Annotated in this window: 24 protein-coding genes, 1 tRNA gene and 1 pseudogene; 14 read left to right on the top strand and 12 right to left on the bottom strand. The window is 67.9% G+C overall.

The window, feature by feature from the left end:
* Nucleotides 1–15: 15 nt before the first annotated feature.
* Both ACFFDA_RS28745 and ACFFDA_RS28750 read right to left on the bottom strand, forming a co-directional pair.
* A complete protein-coding gene (locus ACFFDA_RS28745; protein ID WP_404482905.1) occupies nucleotides 16–1,368 on the bottom strand; it encodes a sensor histidine kinase in 1,353 nt (450 codons plus the stop codon).
* Between the two features lie 59 nt (nucleotides 1,369–1,427).
* On the bottom strand, nucleotides 1,428–2,093 hold the full coding sequence (locus ACFFDA_RS28750; RefSeq protein WP_404480650.1) for a response regulator: 666 nt from the start codon (nucleotides 2,091–2,093) through the stop codon (nucleotides 1,428–1,430).
* A gap of 95 nt (nucleotides 2,094–2,188) precedes the next feature.
* Here ACFFDA_RS28750 and ACFFDA_RS28755 point away from each other — a divergent pair, with 95 nt between their 5' ends.
* The 6 genes from ACFFDA_RS28755 (at nucleotide 2,189) to ACFFDA_RS28780 (ending at nucleotide 8,429) form a co-directional block, all read left to right on the top strand.
* The gene (locus ACFFDA_RS28755) at nucleotides 2,189–3,289 is read left to right on the top strand and encodes an ABC transporter substrate-binding protein (RefSeq protein WP_404480651.1); all 1,101 of its coding nucleotides are present in this window, start codon (nucleotides 2,189–2,191) and stop codon (nucleotides 3,287–3,289) included.
* Nucleotides 3,286–4,782, top strand: a complete 1,497-nt coding sequence (locus tag ACFFDA_RS28760) for an OprO/OprP family phosphate-selective porin (protein ID WP_404480652.1) — start codon at nucleotides 3,286–3,288, stop codon at nucleotides 4,780–4,782. The genes ACFFDA_RS28755 and ACFFDA_RS28760 overlap by 4 nt, the downstream gene beginning before the upstream one ends.
* A gap of 41 nt (nucleotides 4,783–4,823) precedes the next feature.
* Nucleotides 4,824–6,125, top strand: coding sequence for a CitMHS family transporter (locus ACFFDA_RS28765; RefSeq protein WP_404480653.1), 1,302 nt, complete (start codon nucleotides 4,824–4,826; stop codon nucleotides 6,123–6,125).
* Nucleotides 6,126–6,153: 28 nt separating this feature from the next.
* Nucleotides 6,154–7,230 (top strand): biotin carboxylase, encoded by a 1,077-nt coding sequence (locus ACFFDA_RS28770; RefSeq protein ID WP_404480654.1) that lies wholly within the window; start codon nucleotides 6,154–6,156, stop codon nucleotides 7,228–7,230.
* The gene (locus ACFFDA_RS28775; protein ID WP_404480655.1) at nucleotides 7,227–7,880 is read left to right on the top strand and encodes a YjbE family putative metal transport protein; all 654 of its coding nucleotides are present in this window, start codon (nucleotides 7,227–7,229) and stop codon (nucleotides 7,878–7,880) included. Before ACFFDA_RS28770 ends, ACFFDA_RS28775 begins: the two co-directional genes overlap by 4 nt.
* Before the next feature lie 111 nt (nucleotides 7,881–7,991).
* Nucleotides 7,992–8,429: a c-type cytochrome gene (locus ACFFDA_RS28780; protein WP_404480656.1), complete on the top strand. Its 438-nt coding sequence runs from the start codon at nucleotides 7,992–7,994 to the stop codon at nucleotides 8,427–8,429.
* Nucleotides 8,430–8,543: 114 nt separating this feature from the next.
* Here ACFFDA_RS28780 and ACFFDA_RS28785 read toward each other — a convergent pair whose 3' ends face one another.
* The 6 genes from ACFFDA_RS28785 to ACFFDA_RS28810 form a co-directional block, all read right to left on the bottom strand.
* The gene (locus ACFFDA_RS28785) at nucleotides 8,544–9,524 is read right to left on the bottom strand and encodes an NAD(P)H-dependent flavin oxidoreductase (protein ID WP_404480657.1); all 981 of its coding nucleotides are present in this window, start codon (nucleotides 9,522–9,524) and stop codon (nucleotides 8,544–8,546) included.
* A gap of 46 nt (nucleotides 9,525–9,570) precedes the next feature.
* Nucleotides 9,571–10,986 carry an SRPBCC family protein gene (locus ACFFDA_RS28790; RefSeq protein WP_404480658.1) on the bottom strand — a complete coding sequence of 472 codons (1,416 nt, stop codon included), beginning with the start codon at nucleotides 10,984–10,986 and terminating at the stop codon, nucleotides 9,571–9,573.
* Nucleotides 10,987–11,005: 19 nt separating this feature from the next.
* A complete protein-coding gene (locus tag ACFFDA_RS28795) occupies nucleotides 11,006–11,833 on the bottom strand; it encodes an SDR family NAD(P)-dependent oxidoreductase (RefSeq protein WP_404480659.1) in 828 nt (275 codons plus the stop codon).
* A 32-nt stretch (nucleotides 11,834–11,865) separates the two neighbouring features.
* On the bottom strand, nucleotides 11,866–12,360 hold the full coding sequence (locus ACFFDA_RS28800; RefSeq protein ID WP_404480660.1) for a VOC family protein: 495 nt from the start codon (nucleotides 12,358–12,360) through the stop codon (nucleotides 11,866–11,868).
* Nucleotides 12,357–13,730 carry an aromatic ring-hydroxylating dioxygenase subunit alpha gene (locus tag ACFFDA_RS28805; RefSeq protein WP_404480661.1) on the bottom strand — a complete coding sequence of 458 codons (1,374 nt, stop codon included), beginning with the start codon at nucleotides 13,728–13,730 and terminating at the stop codon, nucleotides 12,357–12,359. The genes ACFFDA_RS28800 and ACFFDA_RS28805 overlap by 4 nt, the downstream gene beginning before the upstream one ends.
* Before the next feature lie 135 nt (nucleotides 13,731–13,865).
* Complete coding sequence (locus tag ACFFDA_RS28810) at nucleotides 13,866–14,576, bottom strand: TetR/AcrR family transcriptional regulator (protein ID WP_404480662.1); 711 nt, start codon at nucleotides 14,574–14,576, stop codon at nucleotides 13,866–13,868.
* Between the two features lie 151 nt (nucleotides 14,577–14,727).
* Between ACFFDA_RS28810 and ACFFDA_RS28815 the strand changes: the two genes are divergently transcribed.
* Nucleotides 14,728–15,609, top strand: coding sequence for an SMP-30/gluconolactonase/LRE family protein (locus tag ACFFDA_RS28815; protein ID WP_404480663.1), 882 nt, complete (start codon nucleotides 14,728–14,730; stop codon nucleotides 15,607–15,609).
* Entirely contained in the window at nucleotides 15,606–16,397 is a 792-nt protein-coding gene (locus tag ACFFDA_RS28820) for an enoyl-CoA hydratase/isomerase family protein (protein ID WP_404480664.1), read from the top strand. The genes ACFFDA_RS28815 and ACFFDA_RS28820 overlap by 4 nt, the downstream gene beginning before the upstream one ends.
* Before the next feature lie 94 nt (nucleotides 16,398–16,491).
* Here ACFFDA_RS28820 and ACFFDA_RS28825 read toward each other — a convergent pair.
* The 4 genes from ACFFDA_RS28825 to ACFFDA_RS28840 all read right to left on the bottom strand — a co-directional run bounded on the left by ACFFDA_RS28825 (nucleotide 16,492) and on the right by ACFFDA_RS28840 (nucleotide 20,020).
* Nucleotides 16,492–16,566 (bottom strand) — tRNA-Gln (locus ACFFDA_RS28825).
* Between the two features lie 107 nt (nucleotides 16,567–16,673).
* Nucleotides 16,674–17,528, bottom strand: coding sequence for a glutathione-dependent disulfide-bond oxidoreductase (yghU, locus tag ACFFDA_RS28830; protein ID WP_404480665.1), 855 nt, complete (start codon nucleotides 17,526–17,528; stop codon nucleotides 16,674–16,676).
* 157 nt (nucleotides 17,529–17,685) lie between these two features.
* A complete protein-coding gene (locus tag ACFFDA_RS28835) occupies nucleotides 17,686–18,786 on the bottom strand; it encodes a branched-chain amino acid aminotransferase (protein WP_404480666.1) in 1,101 nt (366 codons plus the stop codon).
* 673 nt (nucleotides 18,787–19,459) lie between these two features.
* Nucleotides 19,460–20,020, bottom strand: coding sequence for a hypothetical protein (locus ACFFDA_RS28840; protein ID WP_404480667.1), 561 nt, complete (start codon nucleotides 20,018–20,020; stop codon nucleotides 19,460–19,462).
* A gap of 49 nt (nucleotides 20,021–20,069) precedes the next feature.
* Here ACFFDA_RS28840 and ACFFDA_RS28845 point away from each other — a divergent pair, with 49 nt between their 5' ends.
* From ACFFDA_RS28845 to leuB, 6 genes and pseudogenes are all read left to right on the top strand, one after another.
* Nucleotides 20,070–20,864 (top strand): TlyA family RNA methyltransferase, encoded by a 795-nt coding sequence (locus tag ACFFDA_RS28845; protein WP_404480668.1) that lies wholly within the window; start codon nucleotides 20,070–20,072, stop codon nucleotides 20,862–20,864.
* A gap of 89 nt (nucleotides 20,865–20,953) precedes the next feature.
* On the top strand, nucleotides 20,954–21,508 hold the full coding sequence (locus ACFFDA_RS28850; RefSeq protein ID WP_404480669.1) for a TspO/MBR family protein: 555 nt from the start codon (nucleotides 20,954–20,956) through the stop codon (nucleotides 21,506–21,508).
* A gap of 114 nt (nucleotides 21,509–21,622) precedes the next feature.
* Nucleotides 21,623–21,874 (top strand): accessory factor UbiK family protein, encoded by a 252-nt coding sequence (locus tag ACFFDA_RS28855; RefSeq protein WP_404480670.1) that lies wholly within the window; start codon nucleotides 21,623–21,625, stop codon nucleotides 21,872–21,874.
* A gap of 64 nt (nucleotides 21,875–21,938) precedes the next feature.
* A pseudogene (locus ACFFDA_RS28860) lies at nucleotides 21,939–22,130 on the top strand (hypothetical protein).
* 87 nt (nucleotides 22,131–22,217) lie between these two features.
* Entirely contained in the window at nucleotides 22,218–22,823 is a 606-nt protein-coding gene (locus ACFFDA_RS28865) for a DNA repair protein RecO (protein WP_404480671.1), read from the top strand.
* A 19-nt stretch (nucleotides 22,824–22,842) separates the two neighbouring features.
* A complete protein-coding gene (gene leuB, locus ACFFDA_RS28870; protein ID WP_404480672.1) occupies nucleotides 22,843–23,886 on the top strand; it encodes a 3-isopropylmalate dehydrogenase in 1,044 nt (347 codons plus the stop codon).
* The last annotated feature ends 22 nt before the right edge of the window (nucleotides 23,887–23,908 follow it).

A 23,908-nucleotide genomic window follows, 5' to 3' on the forward strand; every position in this document is an offset into this window, starting at 1 on the left:
GACGGTCCCCGGCGGTCAGGGGAGTTGCAGCGGCGCCGCGAACGTCACGGTCACGCGCAGGCCCGGCGCCGCATCTTCCAGGTCCAGCCGTGCGCCGAGGCGCTCGGCGACCGCCTTGACGATCGCGAGGCCGAGGCCGCTGCCCACAGGGCCCCGTTCGCCCTGCAGCCGGGCGAAGCGTTCCAGCGCATGGTCGCGCAGTGCCGCCGGGATGCCAGGCCCGGTATCGCCGACGCCCAGGCGCACGAAATCCGCTCCGGCCTCGAGCGTGATCGTCGCCGTGCCGCCGCGCCGGTTGTAGCGGATGGCGTTGTCGACGAGGTTCGACAGCATCTCGAACAAAAGCGTGCGGTGGCCGTCGATGCATACGGGTCCGTCCTCCTCGCAGTCGAGGCGCAGTTCGACGTCCGCCTCGATGGCCTGGCGGATACGGCGCGAGATCACCGCACGGCTCACTTCGCGCAAGTCGATGCGCTCCAAGGGAGGCTGCTGGCCCGCCTCGTCGGCGCGGGCGAGGGCGAGGAGCTGCGTCAGCAGGCGTTCGAGGCGGTCGGTCGCCTCCTCGATCTCGTGCAGCGCTTCGGCGCGGAGCGCGGGGTCCGACCCGCGCCGGGCCAGCGCCACCTGTACCTTGAGCACCGACAGCGGCGTGCGCATCTGGTGCGAGGCATCGGCGGTGAAGCGACGCATGCCGCTCGTGGCATCGTCGAGCCGGGCGAGCAGGGCGTCGAACGAGCGTGCCAGCGGCTGCAGCTCGGCGGGCAGGGGGCCGGCCTGAAGCGGCGAAAGGTCGGGTGCCGCGCGGGTGTCGCGCGCCTCGATCACGGTGCGCAATTCGGCCAGCGGGCGCAGGCTCCAGCCCAGCGCCGGGCGGATCAGCAGCAGGACGATGCCGACCAGCACGAATTCGCCGATGAGCAGCGCGGTCATCAGCCCGCGTTCGAGCGATCGGCGGTTGTCGAGCGTTTCGGCGACCTGCACGACGACCGGGGCGCTTATCCGGGGCAGGTCGCGGCGGATCTCGGCGATGCGGATGCGTTGCCCGCGATAGGAGGCGAAGCGGAAGCGCGGCTGTTCGCTCGACAGCGCGCGCACGTCGGGCGCGGGCAGGTCGGCATAGCCGGTCAGCAACTGGTCGCCCACGGCGATGCGGTAGTAGACGTTGTCGCGCTCGGCGTTCTCGAGCATGCCGAAGGCGGCGGGCGGCAGGTCGAGCGTGACTTCGCCGCGCTCCACCTGCACGGTCTCGGCGATGGCGCCCAGCGCGCCGCCAAGCACGCGGTCGTTGGTGCGGCGCACGACGTCGGAGATCAGCACCCAGCCGATCAGCCCGAGCGCGAGGGCGGGGATCACCAATGGCCCCATCATCGCCGCGAGCAGCCGCTGGCGCAGCGAAACGGCGCTTTTCGGCGCGGGTGGGTTCGTCGTCACTGGCGGTCGAGCATGTATCCGACCCCGCGCACGGTGCGGATCGCCGGGCCGTCGGGCGCCAGCTTGGAGCGCAGGCGGGTGACGTTGACCTCCAGCGCGTTGGAGCCGACCGGGTCGTCGAAGCCGAAGACTTCGGCCTGCAACGTCTCGCGCGCGACGATCTGGCCGGCGCGCGCGGCAAGCGCCTCGAGCACCGACCATTCGCGGCGGCGCAGCTCGACCGGGCGGCCGGAAACCTCGACGCGGCCGGTCGAGCGGTTGATGGTCATCGCCCCGATGCGCACTTCGGGCGCGGCATCGCCGCCGCGCCGGCGGCCGAGCGCGCGTACGCGGGCCTCCAGTTCCTCGACCTCGAAGGGCTTGCGCAAGTAGTCGTCGGCGCCCAGGTCCAGCCCGCGCACGCGGTCGTCGAGGCCGTCGCGGGCGGTGAGCATGAGGACTTGCGCCTGGTCGCCGCGGGCACGCAGGCGGGCGAGGACCTCGAAGCCGTCGATATCGGGCAGGCCGACGTCGAGGATCACCAGCGAGTAGGGCTCGCTCCCCAGGATCGACAGCGCCTCCTCGCCGCAGCCGACGTGGTCGACCGCGTGGCCGGCGGTGCGCAGCAGGGCGATCACCCCGCGCGCGAGGGCCGCGTCATCCTCGACGATCAGGATTCTCACGCCGCTTTTCCGTGAAAGGTGAATGACAGGTTGCGCTCGTAGGCCATGCGCACTGCTTATCCGACATTCGATCCGGAAAGCGAGAGGAACCCGAAATGCGCATCCCCACTTCCCTTCTGGCTCTCACGGTGCTCCTGGCGGCGCCGGCGCTTGCCCAGAAGCCGCAGGGCGCGGCGCCTCAGCGGCCCGCGGGCTACCCGCGCTCCTACGATGCGACCATCGCCGATGCCCGCGCCGAAGGCCGCGTGCGCATCTACGCCAATGCCGACCGCGCCGAACTGGTGCCGGTGGTCGAGGCGTTCAAGCGCCGCTATCCCGGCATCCAGGTGTTCTACGCCGACCTCGGATCGACCGAGATGTACGCCCGCTTCGTGCGCGAGACACGCGCGCGGCAGTATTCGGCGGACATCGTCTGGTCCTCGGCGATGGACCAGCAGGTCAAGCTCATCAACGACGGCTACGCGCAGCAGTACGCGAGCCCAGAAAAGCCCGCGCTGCCCGAAACGGCGGTGTGGAAGAACATGGGCTTTGGCGTCACCGCCGAGCCGATCGGCATCGTCTACAACCGCAGGCTGGTGCCCGCAGGCCAGGTGCCGCAAAGCCACCAGGACCTCGAAACCCTGCTGCGCACCCGCCGCGCCGCGTACACCGGAAAAGTCGCGACGTTCGATCCGGCGCGCTCGAACACCGGCTATCTCTATCTCTCGCAGGACTTCCAGACCACGCGCGACACGCGCAGCCTGATGGAAGCGATCGCCCGGACCCGCCCGGTGCTGGAGACGACCACCGGGCCGATGCTGGCCGGCGTCGCCTCGGGCAAACTGGCGATCGCCTACAACGTGATCGGCTCCTACGCCCTGGAACAGGCCCGGCGGCACCCCGACCTCGGCGTGGTGTTCCCGCGCGACTATACGCTGGTGACCTCGCGCATCGCCTTCATCGCCCGCGAGGCGCGCCATCCGGCGGCGGCGCGGCTGTTCCTCGATTTCCTGCTATCGCGCGAGGGGCAGGGCCAGCTCGCCCGCCACAGCCTCTGGCCGGTGCGCTCCGACGTGCCCTCGCGGCGACTTCCCCCGGGCCAGGCGCGCGTCGTGCGCGTCGGCCCGCAGCTTCTCGTCAACCTCGATCGCCTGACCCGCGCGCGCTTCCTGCGCGACTGGAACGCGATCCTCGGCAACGGACAACCACGACCATGACACGAACGTTTTCGACCGGAGCGGCGCTGCTGGCGCTGGTTGCGGCGACCCCCGCGCTGGCGCAGGCGCCGAGCCGCGACGACCTTGCCGACCTCGTGCGCGCACAGGCCGCCGAGATCGCCTCGCTGCGCCAGCGCGTCGACCGGCTGGAAGCCGAGCGCACCGCATCCGCCGCCGCCCCGCAACAGCAGCAGCCGGCGCCGGTGCTCGCCGCCGCCGAGCCGGCGAAGGCCGCGCCGCCCGTCGAGATCACCACGCAGCCCTACGCCGCGCAGCTCCTGCCTCCCGGCCCCGCCGAGCGCGACGTCGAGCGCATCCGCGCCGCGGCGGTCGCGGCGGCGGGCGGCAGCACCGAATGGGGGCAGGGCCTGCCGGTGTTCCACTCGGCCGACGGCATGTTCAGCTTCAAGCCGCGCGGGCGCATCATCACCGACGTGAGCACTTCGATGGGCTCCAAGAGCGAAGGGCGCAATCTGACCACCACCGGCATGCGCGCGCTGCGCATGGGCCTCGAAGGCACCGTGGGCACCCACTTCTTCTACCAGTTCGAGAGCGACTTCTCCGAGAACGAGGTCGACGTCGTCACCGCCTTCATGGGCTGGCGCAACCGCATTTCGCCCGGGCTCGACTACGACGTGCGCGTCGGCCACTTGTTCAACGACCGGGGGTTCGAAGGCTCGACCGGCTCGGATTCGACGCCGTTCCTCGAACGCACCGTGGTCGCCACCGCGATAATCCCGCAGCGCGCCTTCTATGGCCTGGGCGTCATGCCGCGCCTGTTCTGGAAGACCGGCCACGCCTCGCTGACGCTGACCGGCGACCGCATCGACGGCGACCAGTCGACCTCGGACAACCGCACCGTTCTGGGCCGCGCGCACTGGAACCCGATCAAGACCGACCGGGGCGTGCTGCATCTGGGGCTTTGGGGCTTCGACGAGCACCTCCAGCCCGGCAAGAACGTGCTGACCCGCAACACCGTGATCGGCGGCCGCTTCAACGGTGCGCTGCGCCTGTCTACCGGCACCCTGATCGGCGGCACCGGCACCACCGGCTACGGCGCGGAACTGGGCGGTTATGCGGGGCCGATCTGGGTCATGGCCGAAGCCGGCCAGCGCCATGCGCGGCTCGACAACGGCCGGCCCGATTTCGTGACCAAGGCCTGGAGCCTGAGTGGCGGCTGGTTCGTCACCGGCGACCTGCCGCCCTACAACCCGCGCCTCGGCAGCTTCGGCCAGCCCAAGGTCAAGCGCCCGATCTTCGAAGGCGGCCCCGGTGCCATCGAGATCACGGCGCGCTACGAGAATCTCGCCTTCGACGACATCGTCACGCCCGCCGACGGCTGGGCGGCGACGCTGGGGGTGAACTGGTATCTCAACAGCTTCACCCGGTTCCAGGTCAACGCGATCCACTGGAACACGCAGAACACCGCCGGCGCCTACACCGGCAAGGACGATGGCGAGACGCTGAGCGCGCGCGTCGGCGTGACGTTCTGATCGCCGCCTGATGACACTCCGATAGATACCGAAGGACGGACATGGACCTTGCCCTGATCGGCTTCCTGATGGTGGCCACATTCATGACGCTCATCATGACCAAGCGGATGACGCCGCTGGTCGCGCTGATTACCGTCCCCACGCTGTTCGCGCTTCTCGCCGGGTTCCATTCGGGGCTGGGCGAGATGATGATCGACGGCCTCAAGAACCTCGCGCCCACCGGCGTCATGCTGCTGTTCGCGATCCTGTTCTTCAGCACCATGACCGACACCGGCCTGTTCGACCCGCTGGTCGGCAAGCTGATCCGGCTGGTGCACGGCGACCCGATGCGCATCCTGGTCGGCTCGGTGGTGCTGTGCGCGCTGGTCAGCCTCGATGGCGACGGCTCGACCACCTACATCATCACGATGGCGGCGATGCTGCCGCTCTACAAGCGCTTCGACATGAACCGCCTGCACCTGGTCTGCCTGCTGATGGTGACCAGCGGGGTGATGAACCTGACCCCCTGGGGCGGTCCGACCGCGCGCGCCGCCAGTGCGCTCAAGCTCGACCCCGCCACGCTGTTCGTGCCATTGATCCCGGGCATGATCGCGGGGCTCGCGTTCCTGATCGGCCTGGCGATCTACTTCGGCCGCACCGAGCGCCGCCGCATCGGCAAGGTCGACCTGCCCGCCACGCTCGAGATCGCCGACCTCGCCGTCTCGCAATGGCCCGAGGCGCGCCGGCCCAAGCTGATCTGGTTCAACGCCGCGCTGGTGATCGCGCTGCTGGTGCTGCTGGTATGGGGCGTGCTGCCGCTGCCTATCCTGATGATGCTGGCCTTCGCCATCGCCATGATCGCCAACTACCCCGACACCAGGACGCAGAAGGAGCGCATCGCCGCCCATGCCGGCAACGTGCTGGCGGTGGTCGGCCTGATCTTCGCGGCGGGCATCTTCACCGGCATCCTCTCGGGCACCGGCATGGTCGAGGCGATGAGCAAGGAAGTGGTCGGCTTCATCCCGCCGTTCCTCGGCCCCTACATGGCGCCGATCACCGCGCTGCTGAGCCTGCCGTTCACTTTCTTCATCTCGAACGATGCGTTCTACTTCGGGATGCTGCCCATCCTCGCCGAGGCGGGCGCGCACTACGGCGTCGAGCCGATGGCGATCGCGCGCGCCTCGCTCATGGGCCAGCCGGTTCACCTGCTCAGCCCCTTGGTGCCGTCGACCTACCTGCTGGTCAGCATCGCCGGCGTCGACCTTGCCGATCACCAGCGTTTCGCGCTGGTCCCGGCGGCGCTGTGCTGCCTGGTGATGACGGTCGTGGGCATGCTGGTGCTGGCTTTCCCCTTCGTCGGGTGACACAGGCATTCCCAGCATGGAGCCCACGATGACCGCGCCCGATCCCCGACGGCACAAGATCGCCATCCTCTACCAGGCGCTCGAACCGCCGTTGATCGACGGTGCGCGCAAGGAGGCCAAGCCCGGCGGCTATTCGGACAGCGGCGCCGACATCGGCGCGGCGCTGCTCGCGGCCGGCTGCACGCTGGTGGCCCCGGTCGCCGAGCCCGACCCGGCGCGGGTGTTCGACTGGGTCTGGCCCGACACCTCCGAAGGCATCGCCGCCGCGCTCGAGGCGGGCGCGACGTTGCTCTGGGCCAATACCGTGGTCTTTGCAGGCCACCCGATCGAGGCGGCCAGCCGCCGTGCCTGGATCGTCGGCCCCGACCCGCGCGCGATGCAGGCCATCGACGACAAGCTGGCGACCAATGCCCGCCTGCTCGCCGCCGGCTTGCCGGTCGCGCCATCGTGGCTGATCGACGGTGATGCACCGCACCTCGACGCCGTGCTCGCGCCGTTCGGCGACCGCCTGCCGCTGGTGGTCAAGCCCTTGCGCGGGCGCGGCAGCCAGGGCGTGAGCGTGGCGCGCGACGGCGATCAGCTCGTGGCGCAAGTGGGCGCTCTCGCCGCCAGCCGCCGTTTCGGCGCGGCGATCATGCTCGAGACCTTCCTGCCGGGCGAAGAGATCACCATCACCGTCCTGCCCGCCGCCGCGCGTGCGGGCGAGACCGCACCCTTCGCGCTCGCCCCGGTGCGCCGCTTCGACCAGGTGGCCGACGTCGCGCCCTACAACGGCGAGGTTCCGGTCGCCCGCAACAGCGTCGCCCTCTCACCAGAGGAGCGCGCCACGCCGGCGGTCAATGCCGCCATCGTCGCCTGCGAGGCGGCGGCCGCGCTGCTCGAGATCCGCAGCATCATGCGCATCGACTGCCGCGCGGATGCGCAAGGCCGCTTCTTCCTGTTCGACGTCAACGCCAAGCCCAACCTCACCGGCGCCGGCCGTCCGGGCCGCGAGGACGAGGACAGCCTCTCCACCATTGCCGCCGCCGCGACGGGCTGGCGCTACTGCGACCTGCTCGTCGCGGCCGCGCGAGCGGCATGGACCAACAAGGAACACCCAGCATGACCGACTTGTGGCAGCACATCGTTGCCGACTTCTCCAACATCGGCTCTCCCGCCGCCCTGGCCGCCTTCGGGCAGGTCGTGCTGATCGACGTGATGCTGGCGGCCGACAACGCCATCGTCGTGGGTGCGCTCGCGGCGGGGCTGCCGCCGGCGATGCGCCGCAAGGTCATCCTGATCGGCGTCATCGCCGCGCTGGTGCTGCGCGTCGCCTTCGCGCTGGTGGTGAGCCAGTTGCTGCAGATCGTCGGCCTGGTCTTCGCGGGCGGGTTGCTGCTGGTCTGGGTGGCTTGGAAGATGTGGCGCGAATTGCGCGACGGCGGCGGCGACGGGGAGGTCGACCCGACCATCGCGAAATCCGCCCCGCGCAGCTTCGCCGCCGCCGCCTGGGCCGTGGCCGTCGCCGACGTCAGCATGAGCCTCGACAACGTGCTGGCCGTTGCCGGGGCCGCGCGCGACCATCCCGGCATCCTCGCCATCGGCCTGATCCTGTCGGTCGCGCTGATGGGCCTGGCCGCCAACGTCCTGGCGCGCGTGATCGAGCGCTACCGCTGGCTGGCCTACGTGGGCCTGCTGGTTATCCTCTACGTCGCGGGCAAGATGATCTACGAGGGCCTCATCGATCCTGCGCGCGGACTGATCGTGTTGTTCTGACGTAACGGCCGGCCGGGGTCCCGAAGCGGGGGCCCGGCCGGATGGGACAAACCGTCCGATGGGCACTTTTGCCGCTCTGGCGTATCCGGGCGCGGGAAGAGGAGGCCAAACGTGCGCATTTCGCTTCATGCATCGCTTCTGGTCGCGATCACCCTGACCGGCTGCGGCGACGACCGCCATGACGAGCGGCTGCGTGCCGCCGGGCCCGATCCCAGCGTCGAGGCCTTGCAGAAAGTCGCGGACGCCGATGCGGGCGCGCGCAAGTTCCGCACGTGCGCGGCCTGCCATACGATCGGCAAAGGCTACCAGGACAGGGGCGGGCCGAACCTGTACGGCATCTTCGGGCGGCCGCCCGGCCAGAACAGCGCCCGCTACGGCTATACCGCGGCCTTGCGCGGCGCCGGCGGCCGCTGGGACGCCCGCCGGCTGGATGCCTGGCTGGCCGATCCCGCGCGGGTCGTACCGGGCACGACGATGCAGTTTCCCGGCGTGCCCGACCCGCTCGACCGCGCCGATCTCATCGCCTACTTGCGCAGCCAGTCGGACTGACAGCCTTGTGGGCAGCCTGTGGATGGGCTGTGGACACCTGGTGGCCAAGTTGTGGATATCGGGAAGCTCCCGGAGCGCTGGCAACGCCGGGCTGGGCGAGCGCCGGACCAATCGTCACGCCGCCGCCATGGACCTCAACCGGGTGCCGATGATGGCTGCGGCATCCGCGACGATGCGTTGCACCAGATCGCGGCAGGTCGGCACGTCCGCGATGAGCCCCTGGACGAGGCCGGCCCAGACCAGCCCGGCATCGAGGTCGCCGGTTTCGAGAGCCAGGCGCCCCTTGGCTCCCGACACGAAGGGCCGGACCTGTTCGAAAGTGCTGCCGGGCTCCGCGCAGATTTGCGCGACCCGGTCCGAGACGCTGTTGCGCGCGACCCTGGCGGTATTGCGCAAGTTGCGGAATATGAGGTTGGTCGCCCGCTCGTCGTTGGCGACCAGGAGTTGCTTGACCCGGTCGTGGATCGGCGCTTCCACCGTCGCGCAGAACCGGGTTCCCATGCAGATGGCATCGGCCCCCAGCGCCAGGGCGGCGGCGAGGCCGCGACCGTCCCCGAAGCCGCCCGATGCGATCAGCGGGATGCGCACCTTGTCGGCCACCGCAGGGATCAGGACGAGGCCGGGTATGTCGTCTTCGCCGGGATGGCCGGCGCATTCGAAGCCGTCGACCGAAACCGCATCGACCCCGATCCGTTCCGCCGCCACGGCATGGCGCACGGCGGTGCACTTGTGCAGCACGGTGATGCCATGGCTCTTGAAATCCTCCACATGTTCGCGCGGGTTCATTCCCGCCGTCTCGACGATGCGGACCCCGCTGGCGATGATCGCCTTGCGGTATTCGGCGAAGGGCGGCGGGTTGACCGAAGGCAGGATCGTCAGGTTCACGCCGAACGGCTGGTCTGTCATCGAGCGGCAGCGATCGATCTCGCGCCGCAGGGCGTCCGGGGTGGGTTGGGTAAGGCCGGTCAGGATACCGAGGCCCCCGGCATTCGACACGGCAGAGGCCAACTCGGCCCGGCCTACCCACATCATGCCGCCTTGGATGACGGGATGGCGGATGCCGAGCAGATCGGTGATGCGCGTGGTCAGCGTCATGGCGCGTGAGTCCCGAGCGCCAGGGCAAGGCCGCAGGTTTCAGAGTTCATGGGAAAGTCCGCCCCTCGATGTATTTCATCATGGTATCCTGGAACTGGCGGATGCGGATTTCCTGGTAGTTGCCCAGGTTCACCTTGCCGTTCTTGGAGGCATGGAGGCCCTGCTGGACGTAAGGAAGGTTGTCCATGTCCTGCTCGAACACGTCCGCCAGGATGCCCAGCTCGGGCGCCTCGGTCCACTTCTGGTCGAGCGTCAGGAACTTCAGCGGGGCGCCGCGCGGGATCGGCTGGCCCTTGGGAATGCGCGCCAGGATGCGCACTTCCATGATGCAGGTGTCGGGCGTCTTTCCGGGCAACCAGTTGTAGACGATGTTGGGCATGTAGCCGCCCCAGGGCGCGAAGTTCGGGAACACGTTGTAGACCAGCCCGTCGAGCAGTTCGGCGTCGGTCGCGTGCGAATGGTCGTAGCCGGAACTGGCGGCATAGGCCTCGCGCATCGCGGCTCCGAGGGCGGCACGGGCGGTCATCCCCTCGGGCACGGTGATCGCCATGGGGTTGGCCGAAGCCTCGCCTTCGTAGTTGTCGCCCGAACGGCCGTTGTACTTGACGAACTCGTCGACGATCCACTGCTCGCCCTGGCTTTCCCGGATATGCGGGCTCATCACTCCGAAGGGCGTGAAGTTGGCGTTCACGTTGTCGCCCCAGGTCCGGTAGGCAGCGTTGCAATCGCCGGTGAAAGGCAGCAACTGGGGATGGGTGACGATCGTGTGCCAGGCCTCCATGAAGGCCTCCATCACGACTTTCCAGTTGGCCGGCACTTCCTTGGCGACGCGCATGACGCTGGCGCATTCCTCGTGCCGCCAGCGCTTGAAGTGCTCGGGCAGCGGGGCGAGGAACTCCTCGAGGCTCGGCCCGCCGGGTTCCTCGCGCAGGAACACGTAGCCCGCCCAGCGGCCCACTTCGGCCGCCGGCAGATCGAGGTTCTGTTCGACGAGGTGCGGGAAGTCCCACTGGCAGGGCATCGATTCGAAGCTGCCGTCCTTCTTCCAGGCGAAACCGTGGAAGGGACAGACGAACTTGTCGGCGGTGCCCTCGTCGGTGCGCAGCTTGCGCCCGCGGTGGAGGCAGACGTTGTGCATCGCCCGGATCGAGCCGTCGTCCTGGCGACTGACGAGGTAGGAACGCCCGGCGTTCTCGTAGACGATGAAGTCGCCGGCTTCGGGAAGGTCCTCCTCGCGGGCGACGAACTGCCACACGTAGGGCCACATCCGCTCGCGCTCCAATTGCGCGAAGGCCTCGCTGGTGTAGCGCTCCGCCGGGATCGGGTCGGAGCCGCGGAAGGTGTAGCTTTCCTCGGTGAGGATCGCGGGCGGTGTGCGCGAGTCCAGGGCCAGGATATCGGCCCAGCTCAGCCCCTCGCTGCGATCTTCGCCCAGCACGGCTTCGGCATTGTCGTGGATCATGGCCTTGCCTTTCCTTGCCTCAGTACTTCACGTTGCGCGTGAAGCCGCCGTCGACCGTCAGGTTGACGCCGGTGATCCACGATGCCCGCGCCGAAGCGAGGAACAGCACCGCGTTGGCGATCTCGTCGGGTCGGCCGAAACGCCCGCCGGGATGCCGTTCGAGGTTCGCCGCGTAGTATTCGGGCAGTTCCTTTTCGAGGTAGCCCCAGCTTCCGTCGGGGATGTAGACGGGCCCGGGGCACACGCAGTTGCAGCGGATTCCGTCCTTCATGTAGTCGATCGCCAACTGGTGCGTGTAGTTGATGAGCGCCGCCTTCATCGCCCCGTAGCTGAGGCCCGAGGCACCGAAGGCGTGGTTCTCGATCGCGGTGATCGTCGACATCTGGACGAAGGCGCCGCCGCCTGCATGCATCATGTGCGGCAGCGCGGTATCGAACATCGCCACCGAGGACATCAGGTCGACGTTGTAGTTGATGTCCCAGCCGGTCCGATTGCGTGGAATGCCGCCGAGTGCGCTGGCATTGGAGACGACGATGTCGATACCGTCCATGTCGCGCGCGGCCTTCTCGACCCAGGCCGTGACCTGTTCGTAATAGCCGCAATCGACGACGGAACCGTAGACTTCGCCGCGCGAGGAGAGGGCCGCGAGGGCTTCCTCGACCCCGTCGCCATGGAGGGGATTGGCAAAGACGCTCTCGTCGCTCGGATTGGATTCTTCCGATCGCGCCCGCCGGCCGCAGAAGGAGACGATCGCTCCTTCGTCGAGGAACTGCTCGACGATCCGGCGGCCGATCCCCCGCGTGGCCGCGCTTACGACCACTTTCTTCCCCTTGAGTTCAAGGTCCATGCTGCTCTCCCGATTGCGTTGGTCCGTGCCGGTCAGATCGGCCGGATGTTGTCGTCCTGGTGGATTTCCATGATCTCGAAGACGTTGCCGAAGTAGTCGCGACCATAGGTCGCCGCGAATCCGGTCTTGCGGCCGTCCTCGTCGACGTGGATCGTCGAAAGGTCAGGTGCGGTATGGAAGGTCAGCCCGGCTTCGAGCATCGCCTCGTAGACCGCCTGTATATCGTCGACCTGAAAGCCGACGTGGGTATAGCCGTTCACGTTGACCGGACGGTGTGGATCGACCGGCGGCGACAGGGGCGAGGTATATTCGAAGACCTCGACCTGCACGTTCTTCAGCCGCGCCATGAAGGACTTCGCCGCCGAACCTTCCAGGCCGACGATGGCGTCGATCCAGGCATTGCCCGGTTCCCATTGCGTGGCCGTGATTTCCTCGGCGCCCAGCAGGTCGACGTAGAACCTGCGGGCGAGGTCGATGTCGGGAACGGACAGCGAAAAGTGGTGGACGCCCTGGAGATGCCGCCTCATTTCCGACCCTCGAGATACTTGTCGAGCGTGTCGTGCAAGTGGCGGATACGGGCTTCCTGGTAGATCGACAGCGTTTCCGCGCCCTTGCCGCTGGCGTACATGCCTTCGCGTTGCCAGCGCATGATGTCGGTATCCTGGTCGAGCACGCTGGCCAGGAACGGGTCCATGCTCGCGATGCTCGAGAAGCTGTCGTCCTCGCGGATGATCTCCACTTCGGCGACCTCGAAATCGCCGTCGCGCGGGATGGGGTGGAGGACGTACTGGTCGAAGATCGCCTTGTCGCGGTCATGGCCGTCCGGGCGGAACTGCTGGACCAGGCAGAGCCCGGGCGCGGGGTAGACCAGCAGGTTCGGGAAGAGATGATACTTCAGCGAGTCGATCATCTCGGGCACCGAATGGCGCGCGTAGTCCAGCCCGTAAGCCTCGTGCATCCGCTGTCGCAACTGCTCGGCCATGACCCAGCGGGCAGTGCGTCCCTCGGGCACCTGGGCGCGTTCGCCGACCATCCGGCCGTCGCCGACCAGCATCGAATCGAGCATCTCCTGCTCGCTCATCGTCACCCTGGAAGTGGGGCTGGGCGAGCCCATCGCGCACAAGTCGCGGCTCACATGGTCCGAGAAGATATCGTGCTGCATGTTGTGGTCGCCCACGACGTTGGTCATCTCGGGGTGCACGTAGGGCGTGTGATAGGCCTCCATGAAGGCCTCCATCGACAGCTTCCAGTTGCCCGGAAGATGCTTGCGTACATGGGTCGCGACGTACCAGCCGGACAAGTCCCAGTTCTGGAAATGCTCGGGGAGGACTTCGAGATAGTCGACCAGCGGTGCGGCCTGGCGGTCGAAGTTGACGAAGACCATGCCGTTCCAGCTATCGACCTGCACTTCGACCAGGTTCGCCCTGGCATGATCGACCTGCGGGAACTCGAAGTCGCAGGGAATCCCCTTGAGCGATCCGTCGAGGTTCCACTGCCAGTTGTGGAACGGACAGGTGATGTTGGCCGACCAGCCGCACGTACCCGAGGCCTTGAGCTTGGTGCCGCGGTGCAGGCAAGAGTTGTAGAAGGCCTTGAGCCCGGTGTCGTTGCGCACGACGAGCACGGACATGCGGCCGATGTCGTAGACGAAGAAGTCCCCGACTTCGGCGACGTGCTCGACGCGGCAGGCGAACTGCCAGACCCGTTTCCACATCCGCTCGACCTCGAGATCGAAGAAGTCGGGATCGGTGTAGCGTTCAAAGCCGATATCGCGGAGATCCTGCTCGGGGTTGGATTGCCGTGCCAGTACCTCGGGCAGGGCCCCGTCGCGGCTGGCGACGTCGGCCCAGGTGTTTCCCGGATAGCGATTCCGCATGGTCTGCTGGATATCGTGCATCAGTGCTGTCCTCTCTCATCGGCCGAGTTTCAGATTGAATCTGAACTCAGGTTCTGTTTATGAAAGGTGATGCATCGCCCCCCGGTGCGTCAACAAGCCAAAAGAGTAGGTCGATGGGAGGCGCCGGGAACGCGCCTACTCCTCGATCTCCAGATAGCGGAGAGACATCCTGAGCGCTTCGGTCGCAAACGCCCTGTCGGTGACTTTCAGGCCTTCGCCGAACTCGCCGTCCTGCGGAAGCGCGGACCAGACCACTGCGCCCCGGATGATCGAATGGGCATAGAACACCTGCTTGCGCAGTTCGACGGGGTCGCGCGAGGGCAGCTTCTCGACGAGGCGGTCCGCGATCAGCCGCGCGACGATCTCGTTCGCGCTGCTCTGGTCCCGGTGGACCCTGGGGTCCTCGAGGCGCCGGCGCTCGATCAGGCGCAGCAGCCCGGCATCGGACTTGAACACGCTGAAGACGATATCGAGGTGAAGCTGGACCAGTTCCCGGGGCGATGCGGCGAGCGTCTCGGGCGAGGTGCACAGGGCGACGATCTCGCGCAGCCGGCAATCCCGGTAGCCGGCGACGATCGCGTCGAGCAGCGCCTCCTTGTCGGCGAAGTGCTGGTAGACCTTGCCGGTGGGTACGGCCGCATTGCTCGCGATGTCGGAGACGCGCGTGGCATCGAAGCCGTTCTCGGAAAACAGCGCCACTGCGGACGTGACGATGCGGCCGAGCCCGTCGCGGCTGCGCTGCTGCTGGGGCCTGGTGAACGCCTCGCACCGTTCCATCCAGCGCACCGGGTCCTGCTCGAAGGCGATGGAACCGAAAGAGGCGGCGGAAACGCGGTGCAAGGTCACCTGGCCGCGTCTAGCGGCAAGGCGCCGCCTTGACCAGCCGTCGTGCGGGCGGCTCGCGGATTGCGCCGCATCCCGAGGATCGGGCCGACCTAACAGATTGATGAAGTGCAATGGCCCGACAAGGCCTGGATAACGTTCCCGGGAGATCGAGATGCAGACCACGACAGCAAGTGACTTCGACGTCGTCGCGCAAGGCTACCAGTTCATCGAGGCACCCCGCGTCTCGCCGCAGGGCGACTTGTGGTTCTCGGACCTGACCGGCAAGGGCGTCTACCGCAAGCGACCCGGGCAGGGGGTGGAGGCGATGCTGCCCGGCCGCGAATGGGTCGGCGGGCTGGTGTTCGACGAATCGGGTGCGGTGCTGTGCGGAGGGCGCGACGGCATCGTCGTGCTCGACCCCGCGACCGGCGCCACGCGCGACCTGCTGTCCCACATCGAAGGCCGGCCGGTGGTCGCCGTCAACGACATGGAGGCGGACGGGCACGGCGGGTTCTTCGCCGGCACCATCGATTTCGCGGCGATCTTCGAGCGGGGCGAAGGCCCTTCGCCCGGGATCTTGTTCCACATGTCGGCATCAGGCGACGTCACCGTGCTGCGGCGCGACGTGTTCGCGTCAAACGGCATCGCCACCAGCCCTTGCGGCCGATGGCTCTACCACTCCGAGACCTCGCGAGGGGTCTGGCGCTATCCGCTGGACGGCGCCGGCCTTCCGGGAAGCGGCGAACTTCTCGTGGCGCTGGAGGACAGCGACGGGCTGGCTCTCGACAGCCTGGGCAACCTGTGGGTCGCGTGCTGGAGCAGCGGCCTGCTCAAGCAGTTCTCGGCCGACGGAGCCTGCCTCCGGGACCTGTCGTTCGGCTACCCGCATGTCGTCAGCCTCGCCTTCGGGACCACGGACCCCTGCGAACTCTACATCGCCACCGGCGGCAATGCCGAGGTGTCCGATGCGGGGGCGGTGCTGCGGATGCGCGTCGCCATACCGGGACTGCCCGGCCCATGCACCCGGCTGAGCGCCCTGGAAGTGACGGCATGATCGAGATCGACAAGCGCGACGGCGGGATCGTCGTCCTCACGCTCGCCCGGCCCCAGGCGGCCAACGCGCTGACCCTGCCGATGGTCGCGCAGCTTCGCGCGACGATCGCCCGGCTCGACGCCGACCCGGACGTGAGTGTCCTCGTGCTCGCGGCGCAGGGGAAGGCATTCTGTGCCGGGCTCGATCTCAAGGAAGTGCTGCTCGGCGAAGACGCGCCGCAAGGTCCGATCGAGAACATGGACTTGCAGGAAAGGTTCGCCGGCCTGATGAGGGACGTCGTGGCGGCCCGCTTCCCGGTCGTCGCCGCGATAGGCGGCGCCGCGGTCGGCGCGGGCATGGGGCTGGCTCTGGCCGCCGACATCCGCGTCGCCGGGCCCGGGGCGAAATTCCTCGTCGGCGCCGTCAAGGTCGCCTTGAGCGCCGGGGAGTGCGGGATCAGCTACCACCTGCCGCGCCTGGTCGGTGGCGGCCGGGCCTACGAACTGATGCTGACCGGCCGCCCCGTCGATGCCGCCGAAGCCCGGGCGATCGGTCTAGCGACCACGCTCGCGGACGAGGGGGACCTGCTCGAGGCCGCCCTTGCCGTGGCGGCACTGGTCGCCGAGAACAGCCCCTACGCGATCCGCCACACCAAGCGGATCATGCGCACCAACATCGATGCGCCGAGCCTGGATGCGGCGATCGAACTGGAGAACCACGTCCAGTGCCTGGCACTGGGGACGCAGGACTTCAAGGAAGCCTGCCGCGCCTTTGCAGAAAGGCGCAAGCCGAACTTCACCGGGGCCTGACGAGAGGATGAAGAAGAGGGATCGTGCGGGCAGGGACATCGAGGCCCACCGCCGGGACGGGTACAGGCAGGTTTGCTACCTGATACCTATATCCTGGCTGGGGCGGCAGGATTCGAACCTGCGAATGCCGGTACCAAAAACCGGTGCCTTACCACTTGGCGACGCCCCAACGGATCGGCCGCGACGGAAGCGGCCTTTCGGGAGAGGCGCGCTTAGCGGCTTATACCGGCGCTGAAAAGGCCCTTTGCAACGAGTTTTCCAGCGCCGGACCGTTTCTCAGGCCTGCGCGCCCAGCACCACGTCGATGTCAGCCGCGCTGTGGCGCTCGGGGACGAGGCCGTCGCCCTTGCGGTTGACGATGCGGCCGCGGCGCACGCCTTCGCGCGCGCCGAGTTCCGTGCCCCAGCGCATCAGGTTGTCGTAGCTCGCCACGTCGAGGAACGTCGCCGCGTCGCCGTAGGCGTCGCCGCGCACGAAGCCGCCGAACCAGCCGTAGGCGGCGATGTCGGCGATGGTGTACTCGTCCCCCGCGAGGTAGCGCGTTTCGCCCAGCCGCCGGTCGGCGACGTCGAGGATGCGCTTGGTCTCCATCGCGTAGCGGTTGATCGGGTACTCGTACTTTTCCGGGGCATAGGCGTAGAAGTGGCCGAAGCCGCCGCCGATCAGCGGTGCCGTCGACATCTGCCACATCAGCCACGATACGCATTCGGTGCGCGCCGGGCCCGAGGCGGGCAGGAAGGCGCCGAACTTCTCGGCGAGATGGAACAGGATCGCGCCCGATTCGAACACGCGCACCGGCTCGGGACCGGAGAGGTCGAGCAGGGCGGGGATCTTCGAGTTGGGATTGAGCGCCACGAAGCCGGACGAGAACTGGTCGCCTTCGCCGATCGGGACCAGCCAGGCATCGTACTCGGCGTCGGCGTGGCCGGCCGCCAGCAGTTCCTCGAACAGGATCGTGACCTTCTGGCCGTTGGGCGTGCCCATCGAATAGAGCTGGAAGGGATGTTTGCCGCGCGGCAGGTCCTTGTCGTGCGTGGCGCCGGAAATCGGGCGATTGATGTTGGCGAACTGGCCGCCGTTGGCCTTGTCCCAGGTCCAGACCTTGGGCGGGGTGTAAGTGGGATCGGCCATGTGCGAAGGCTCCTTGCGGTAGGGGAATTGCCGGGCACAGGTAGGTTCGCCCAAGGGCCGGAACAAGGCCGGAGGCGAGGAGGGCCTGCAGTTTTGTCCGCAGGTGGAGCCGTGGAAAAACGTCGTCCCGCGCCAGGCCCGGGACGACGTCGGGATTTCAGGCGATCTTGCGGATCCAGCCGTGGGTGTCCGGCGCTTCGCCGCGCTGGATGGCGACGAGGCGGTTCTTGAGCTTGCCGGTGAGCTGGCCGGGGCCGCCGGTGCCGACGGTGAACTCGCCATCGCGGCCCGAGACCTTGCCGACGGCGGTGACGACGGCCGCGGTGCCGCAGGCGAAGGTTTCCACCAGCTTCCCCGAGGTCGCGTCAGCGCGCCACTGGTCGAGGCTGTAGCGGCCTTCCTGCACGTTCAGGCCTTCCTCGCGCGCCAGCGTCAGCAGGCTGTCGCGGGTGATGCCGGGCAGGATGGTCCCGGTCAGTGCCGGGGTCAGCAGGGTGCCGTCCTCGAACACGAAGTAGAGGTTCATGCCGCCCAGTTCCTCGATCCACTTGTGCTCGGCGGCATCGAGGAAGACGACCTGGTCGTGGCCGCGCGCGATCGCCTCGGCCTGGGGCACGAGGCTGGCGGCGTAATTGCCGCCGCACTTGGCGGCCCCGGTGCCGCCGGGGGCGGCGCGGGTGTAGTCGCTGACCCAGATCGAGACGGCAGGCGCGCCCGACTTGAAGTAGTTGCCGGCGGGGCTCGCGATGACGATGAACTTGTACTGCTTGGCCGGACGCACGCCGAGGAAGGCCTCGGTCGCGATCATGAACGGACGCAGGTACAGCGAGCTGCCTTCGCCTTCGGGAATCCAGGCGCTGTCGAGCTGGACCAGCTTCTCGATCGCCTCGACGAACAGGGCCTCGGGCAGTTCGGGCATGGCAAGGCGCCGGGCGGACTGGTTGAAGCGCGCGGCGTTCGCCTCGGGACGGAACAGCGAGATCGCGCCGTCGGCCTGCTTGTAGGCTTTCAGGCCCTCGAAGATTTCCTGGGCGTAGTGCAGCACGGCGGCCGCCGGATCGAGCGCGATCGGCTGGCGCGGGCCGATGACCGCGTCGTGCCAGCCCTGGCCCTCGGTCCACTCTACCGTCACCATGTGGTCGGTGAAATGAGTGCCGAAGCCCGGGTTCGCCAGCACCGCCGCGCGAGTCTCGGCGCTGGTAGGGGCGGGGTGGGCAAGAGTGGTGAAAGACAGGCCGGTATCGGCGACGGTCGCCATCGAACGTACTTCCTCTAGCTGGAACTCAGGGTGCGCCGTTGAACGAAAATTTCACGGATAGCAACCCTTGAGCAACATTAATTCTCATGCTGTTCGTTTTAGCACGAAGCCGGGAGGAGGCAAATTGCGGGGATCGGGCGTCTTTTCCACACGGACGAGGATGGCATGCGAAAGGTGGCTGCAAATGAGAATGGCCGCACCGGAAAGTCCGGTACGGCCATTCGCATGGTCAGCGGCCGGGAAGTGCCGCCAGCGAAGCCTTTATCGCTAGTCAGGAATAGCGATAATGCTCCGCGACGGGAATTGCCGACCTCTCTGCTGAACCATGAGACATCGGATCACCTCCTTTCGCGCTGTTGAGCCAAGTTCGCCGCCCGGTCCGCAGACCGTGTGGCGAGGACTTCGGTAACCCCCCGGGCGCGTTTCCCGAGTGCCGTCGTCCTGCGAAATTTGTGGCCGATTCCGCATCGCACAACAAGACTTGCAATGATTTTTTTTGGCGTCATGATCTTCGCTTCCGGCCGGTTTTCCCCAGCTTTGCAGCCGCTTTCGAGCCTGCTTCTGGGGGCTCTGGAATGCGGCCGCAATCACCCCGAGGAACCAGGAAAAATCATCCGGTCGGCCCTTTCCGGTCAGGGGCCAATCAGTGTCCGGGCCGCCGATGAATCACGTGTCAGCGACAGTCCTCGATCACGCGGGTCACTTCGGTCCAACTGGGGACGTAGAGCGTCGGCTCGCCCGGCGCCGCCACCACGAAGCGGCCGCGGCTGAACGCCATGGAATCGAGCAGCGGGTCGCGTGCCGGCAAAGTCGCCTCGATCCCGGCGGACGTGCCTTGGGCGCTTAGCGCGCGGCTGGCGTTGGAGGTGGTCACGTTCAGCGATCCCGGCCGTGCGCCCGCAGTCGCCGCGCGGGTGAGAGTGACGCCGCGTCCCTGCAGATCGCAGCGCAGGGCAAAGAGCCCGCCGCCGAAGCTCGCCACCGAACCGCCCGCATTGGCGGCATAGGTCCAGTCGCCCGGCGTGATCGGCGCGTCGCGCCAGTCTGCGGGGAGGGGCGGGGCGGGGACGGGACGCTGGGTCGGTCGCGGTGCCGGAGCAGCGGTCGGCGTCGGAGTTGGCATGGCGGGCGGGGGCACGCAGCCGGCCAGCAGCGCCGCCAGGAGCGAGGACGAAAATGCCGCCATTGGGAGGAAGCGAAACTCGGGGGCGCGGCTGCGCGGATTTGCCTTCATGGCCATGGTATGGAATGACGCGCGCCCCATCTCAAGTGCGCACTGTCCCATGACCGACCCATCAGAGCCCCGTCCCGTCGAAAAGTCCCGTCCTCCCGCCAAGGCGAGGGTGGACCAGCTGCTGGTCGACCGGGGCCTCGCCGAAAGCCGTACCCGCGCCCAGGCGCTGGTGCTCGCCGGCCTGGTGTTCTCGGGCGAGACCAAGATCGCCAAGCCCGGCCAGAGCCTCAAGGGCGACGCGCCGCTCGACGTGCGCGGTCGCGACCATCCCTGGGTCTCGCGCGGGGGAATAAAGCTGGCCCATGCGATCGAGCACTTCGGCCTCGACCCCGCCGGCGCGGTGGCGATGGACATCGGCAGTTCGACCGGCGGCTTCACCGACGTGCTGCTGACGAATGGCGCGGTGCGGGTCTTCGCGGTCGATTCGGGCACCAACCAGCTCGCCTGGAAACTGCGCAACGACCCGCGCGTCACCGTGCTGGAGCAGACCAGCGCCCGCATCCTGACACCTGCCCAGATCGACGCACCGTGCGACTGGGTGGTGTGCGACGCCAGCTTCATCGGCCTGGCCAAGGTCCTGGACGTACCGCTGCGGCTGGCCGCGCCGCGCTGCCGGCTGGTCGCGCTCATCAAGCCACAGTTCGAGGTCGGCCGCGGCGAAGTGGGCAAGGGCGGGGTGGTGCGCGATCCCGTGCTGCACGAGCGCGTCTGCGGGGAAGTGCGTGACTGGCTGGAAGGCGCGGGCTGGACCATCCAGGGCATCGTCGAGAGCCCGATCAAAGGCCCTGAGGGAAACATCGAGTTTCTCGTTTCGGCACAGCGGGAGCAATTGGGGGAAGGCTAACCGCGTGCTAACGATTGCGCCCGCGCCCGTGCCGTTCCACAAATCGTGCAGACTTACGGACCCATCCTGATTCGGAGAATTGCGCGCACATGAACCTGCTAGCCTCGTCGGGGCAGTTGCGTGCCAGTTTCATGCGTTGGCTGCTCGTATGCGTCCCCACCGTGGTGCTGCTGGGCTTCCTGTCCGGCACCCTGTCGCAGAGCGGTCCGGAAAACCCCTGGTTCGCCGAACTCGTCAAGCCCGCCGCCTATCCGCCGCCGGCGGTCTTCGGGATCGTCTGGACGGTGCTCTACGTCATGCTGGGGGTGGCGCTCGCCATGGTCCTGGCGGCGCGCGGCGCCCGCCTTCGCGGCGCGGCCGTGATCGTGTTCCTGGCGCAGTTCGTGCTCAACCTGGCGTGGTCGCCGGTGTTCTTCGGCGCCCACCGGATGAGCGCGGCGCTGGGCGTGATCGGCCTGCTCGACATTGCGGCGATCGTCACCGCCGTGCTGTTCTGGCGGGTGCGGCCGGTCGCCGGCGCCCTGCTGCTGCCCTATCTGCTGTGGATCGTCTTTGCGACCTATCTGAACTTCGCCTTCCTCCAGGCCAATCCGGCGCTGGACGGGGTGCAGCGCTCGGGCGCGGTGGAGCGTTTCGACATCTGAGCGCCGGTATGAGAAGGCGCGAAAGAGCGTCGTCCTCAAGGCCGCACCGGGCTCATTCTCGAACGATCTCTGAACCCTCTTGCGTCCGGCGGGCTGGAGTTCCATTTAAGGCTCATGCAAAGCGAAAACCCCTTCGTCGCCGATTTCGTGAAGATGATGAACAGTGCCGCCGGCACGCTGGCCGGTGTCGGCCGCGAGGCGCGCGACGGTGCGCGCGAACGGTTCAAGGAATTCATGGGCGACATGGACTTCGTCAGCCGCGAGGAATTCGACGCGGTCAAGGAACTCGCCGCCACCGCGCGCGCCGAGGCGGAAACCCTCAAGGCGCGTCTCGATGCGATCGAGGCCAAGCTCGGCGGGTCCTGATCCGGCCGCCTGGTCCGGCCGCCTGGTTCGGCCGATTGTGTGAACAGGGCAGCTCAATCCGACGATCCCTCTCCATGTCCTCGGCAAGGGCGACGGTTACGCCATCGGCGTGATCGACTAAGGCCAGGAACACAATCTCATCTGGGTCACTGCGCTCGACTGCTCGGGCGAGATCCGGTGCGCACCCAACCCGACCGTCCGGCTGGGCAGCAACGGGACGATGGGGCTGGAGTCCGCGCAGGAGGTCTGTGCGTAAGCCAGGTCGTTCCGCCCATCCCTCGTTCACCACGGACGCCCGGCCCGCACTTGCCCAACCGCGCGTGAGCGGCCACACACCGCCGTCATGCATTTCCGCGCGCCCGCCATCGTCTGTGCCGCATTTCCGCATGGCGAGACCGCGGTTATCGCCCGCCTGCTGACGGCCGACCACGGCCTTGCCGCCGCCTACGTCGCGGGGGGCAGGGGGCGGCAACTGCGGCCTGCGCTGATTCCGGGCAACACGGTGGACGCCGACGTCCGGTCGAAATCCGAAAGCCAGCTTCCCTTCGCCCGCATCGAGCTGGTGCAGAGCCGCGCCCCGTGGCTGGCCGAACCCTTGCCCGCCGCCGCGATCGGCTGGGTCACGGCGCTCACCGCCACCGCGCTGCCCGACCGGCAGCCGTTCCCGGTCCTGTTCGGCGCACTCGAGGGGGTGCTGGAGGCGATCTGCTTCGCTCCGTCCGCGCGGGGGTGGGCGCTCGGGCTGGTGCGCTACGAGGTCCTGCTGCTTCGCGAACTGGGCTACGGCACGCCCGTTTCCCGCCCCCCGGACGACGACTGGGCAGCAATTCTCGACACATTCGACCGCATCGGGCGCGAATTGGCCCGCTACCCGCTTGCCGATCGCCGCAGAGACGTTATGGCGGCGCGCACCCAGCTGCGTGAGCGGCTGATCCGGATCGATACCTAGGAATAGAGCGGGAAAACGCATGCGCATCGCGGTTTTTGCAGGAGACGGAATCGGCCCCGAGGTCACCGAGCAGGCCGTGCGCGTGCTCGAGAAGCTCGAGCTTCCGGGCCTCGAACTGGTCGAGGGCGACGTCGGCGGCGCGGCCTATCGCAAGCACGGCCATCCGTTGCCGCCCGAGACGCTGGAGATCGCGCGCTCCGCCGACGCGATCCTGTTCGGCGCCGTGGGCGACTTCACGCTGGACCATCTCGAGCGCGCGCTGCGCCCCGAGCAGGCGGTGCTCGGCCTGCGCAAGGAACTCGGCCTGTTTGCGAACCTGCGCCCCGCGCAAGTGTTCAAGGGCCTGGAGGATCTCAGCACGCTGCGGCCCGAAGTGTCGGCCAAGATCGACCTGCTGATCGTGCGCGAACTCAACGGCGACGTCTATTTCGGCGAGAAGGGCATGCGCACCACCGAGGACGGCCGCCGCGAAGGCTGGGACATGATGTCCTACGCCGAGGACGAAGTGCGCCGCATCGCCCACGCCGGCTTCAAGGCTGCACGGGGCCGGTCCGGCAAGCTGTGCTCGGTGGACAAGGCGAACGTTCTCGAAACCTCGCAGCTCTGGCGCGACGTGGTGATCGAGGTTTCGGCCGAATATCCCGACGTCGAACTGAGCCACATGTACGTCGACAACGCGGCGATGCAACTGGTCAAGAACCCCGGCGCCTTCGACGTCATCGTCACCGGCAACCTGTTCGGCGACATCCTGTCGGACCAGGCGAGCATGTGCGTGGGTTCGATCGGCCTGCTGGCCTCGGCCAGCCTGGCAGAGGGCACTTTCGGACTCTACGAGCCGATCCACGGCTCCGCGCCGGACATCGCCGGCAAGGGCCTCGCCAATCCGATGGCGACGATCCTGTCGGCGGCGATGCTGCTGCGCCACTCGTTCGGCCTGGAAGAGCAGGCGGCGCGCATCGAGGCGGCGGTTGCCGCCACGCTGGCTGACGGCGTCAAGGGCGGCGACCTTGGCGGCAGCGCCGGCACGAAGGAAATCGGTGACGCGGTCGTCGCACGGCTTTAAGGGCGATAATCGTTTCTTGAAG

Source organism: Novosphingobium sp. BL-52-GroH, from assembly GCF_044813085.1.
GTDB lineage: Bacteria > Pseudomonadota > Alphaproteobacteria > Sphingomonadales > Sphingomonadaceae > Novosphingobium.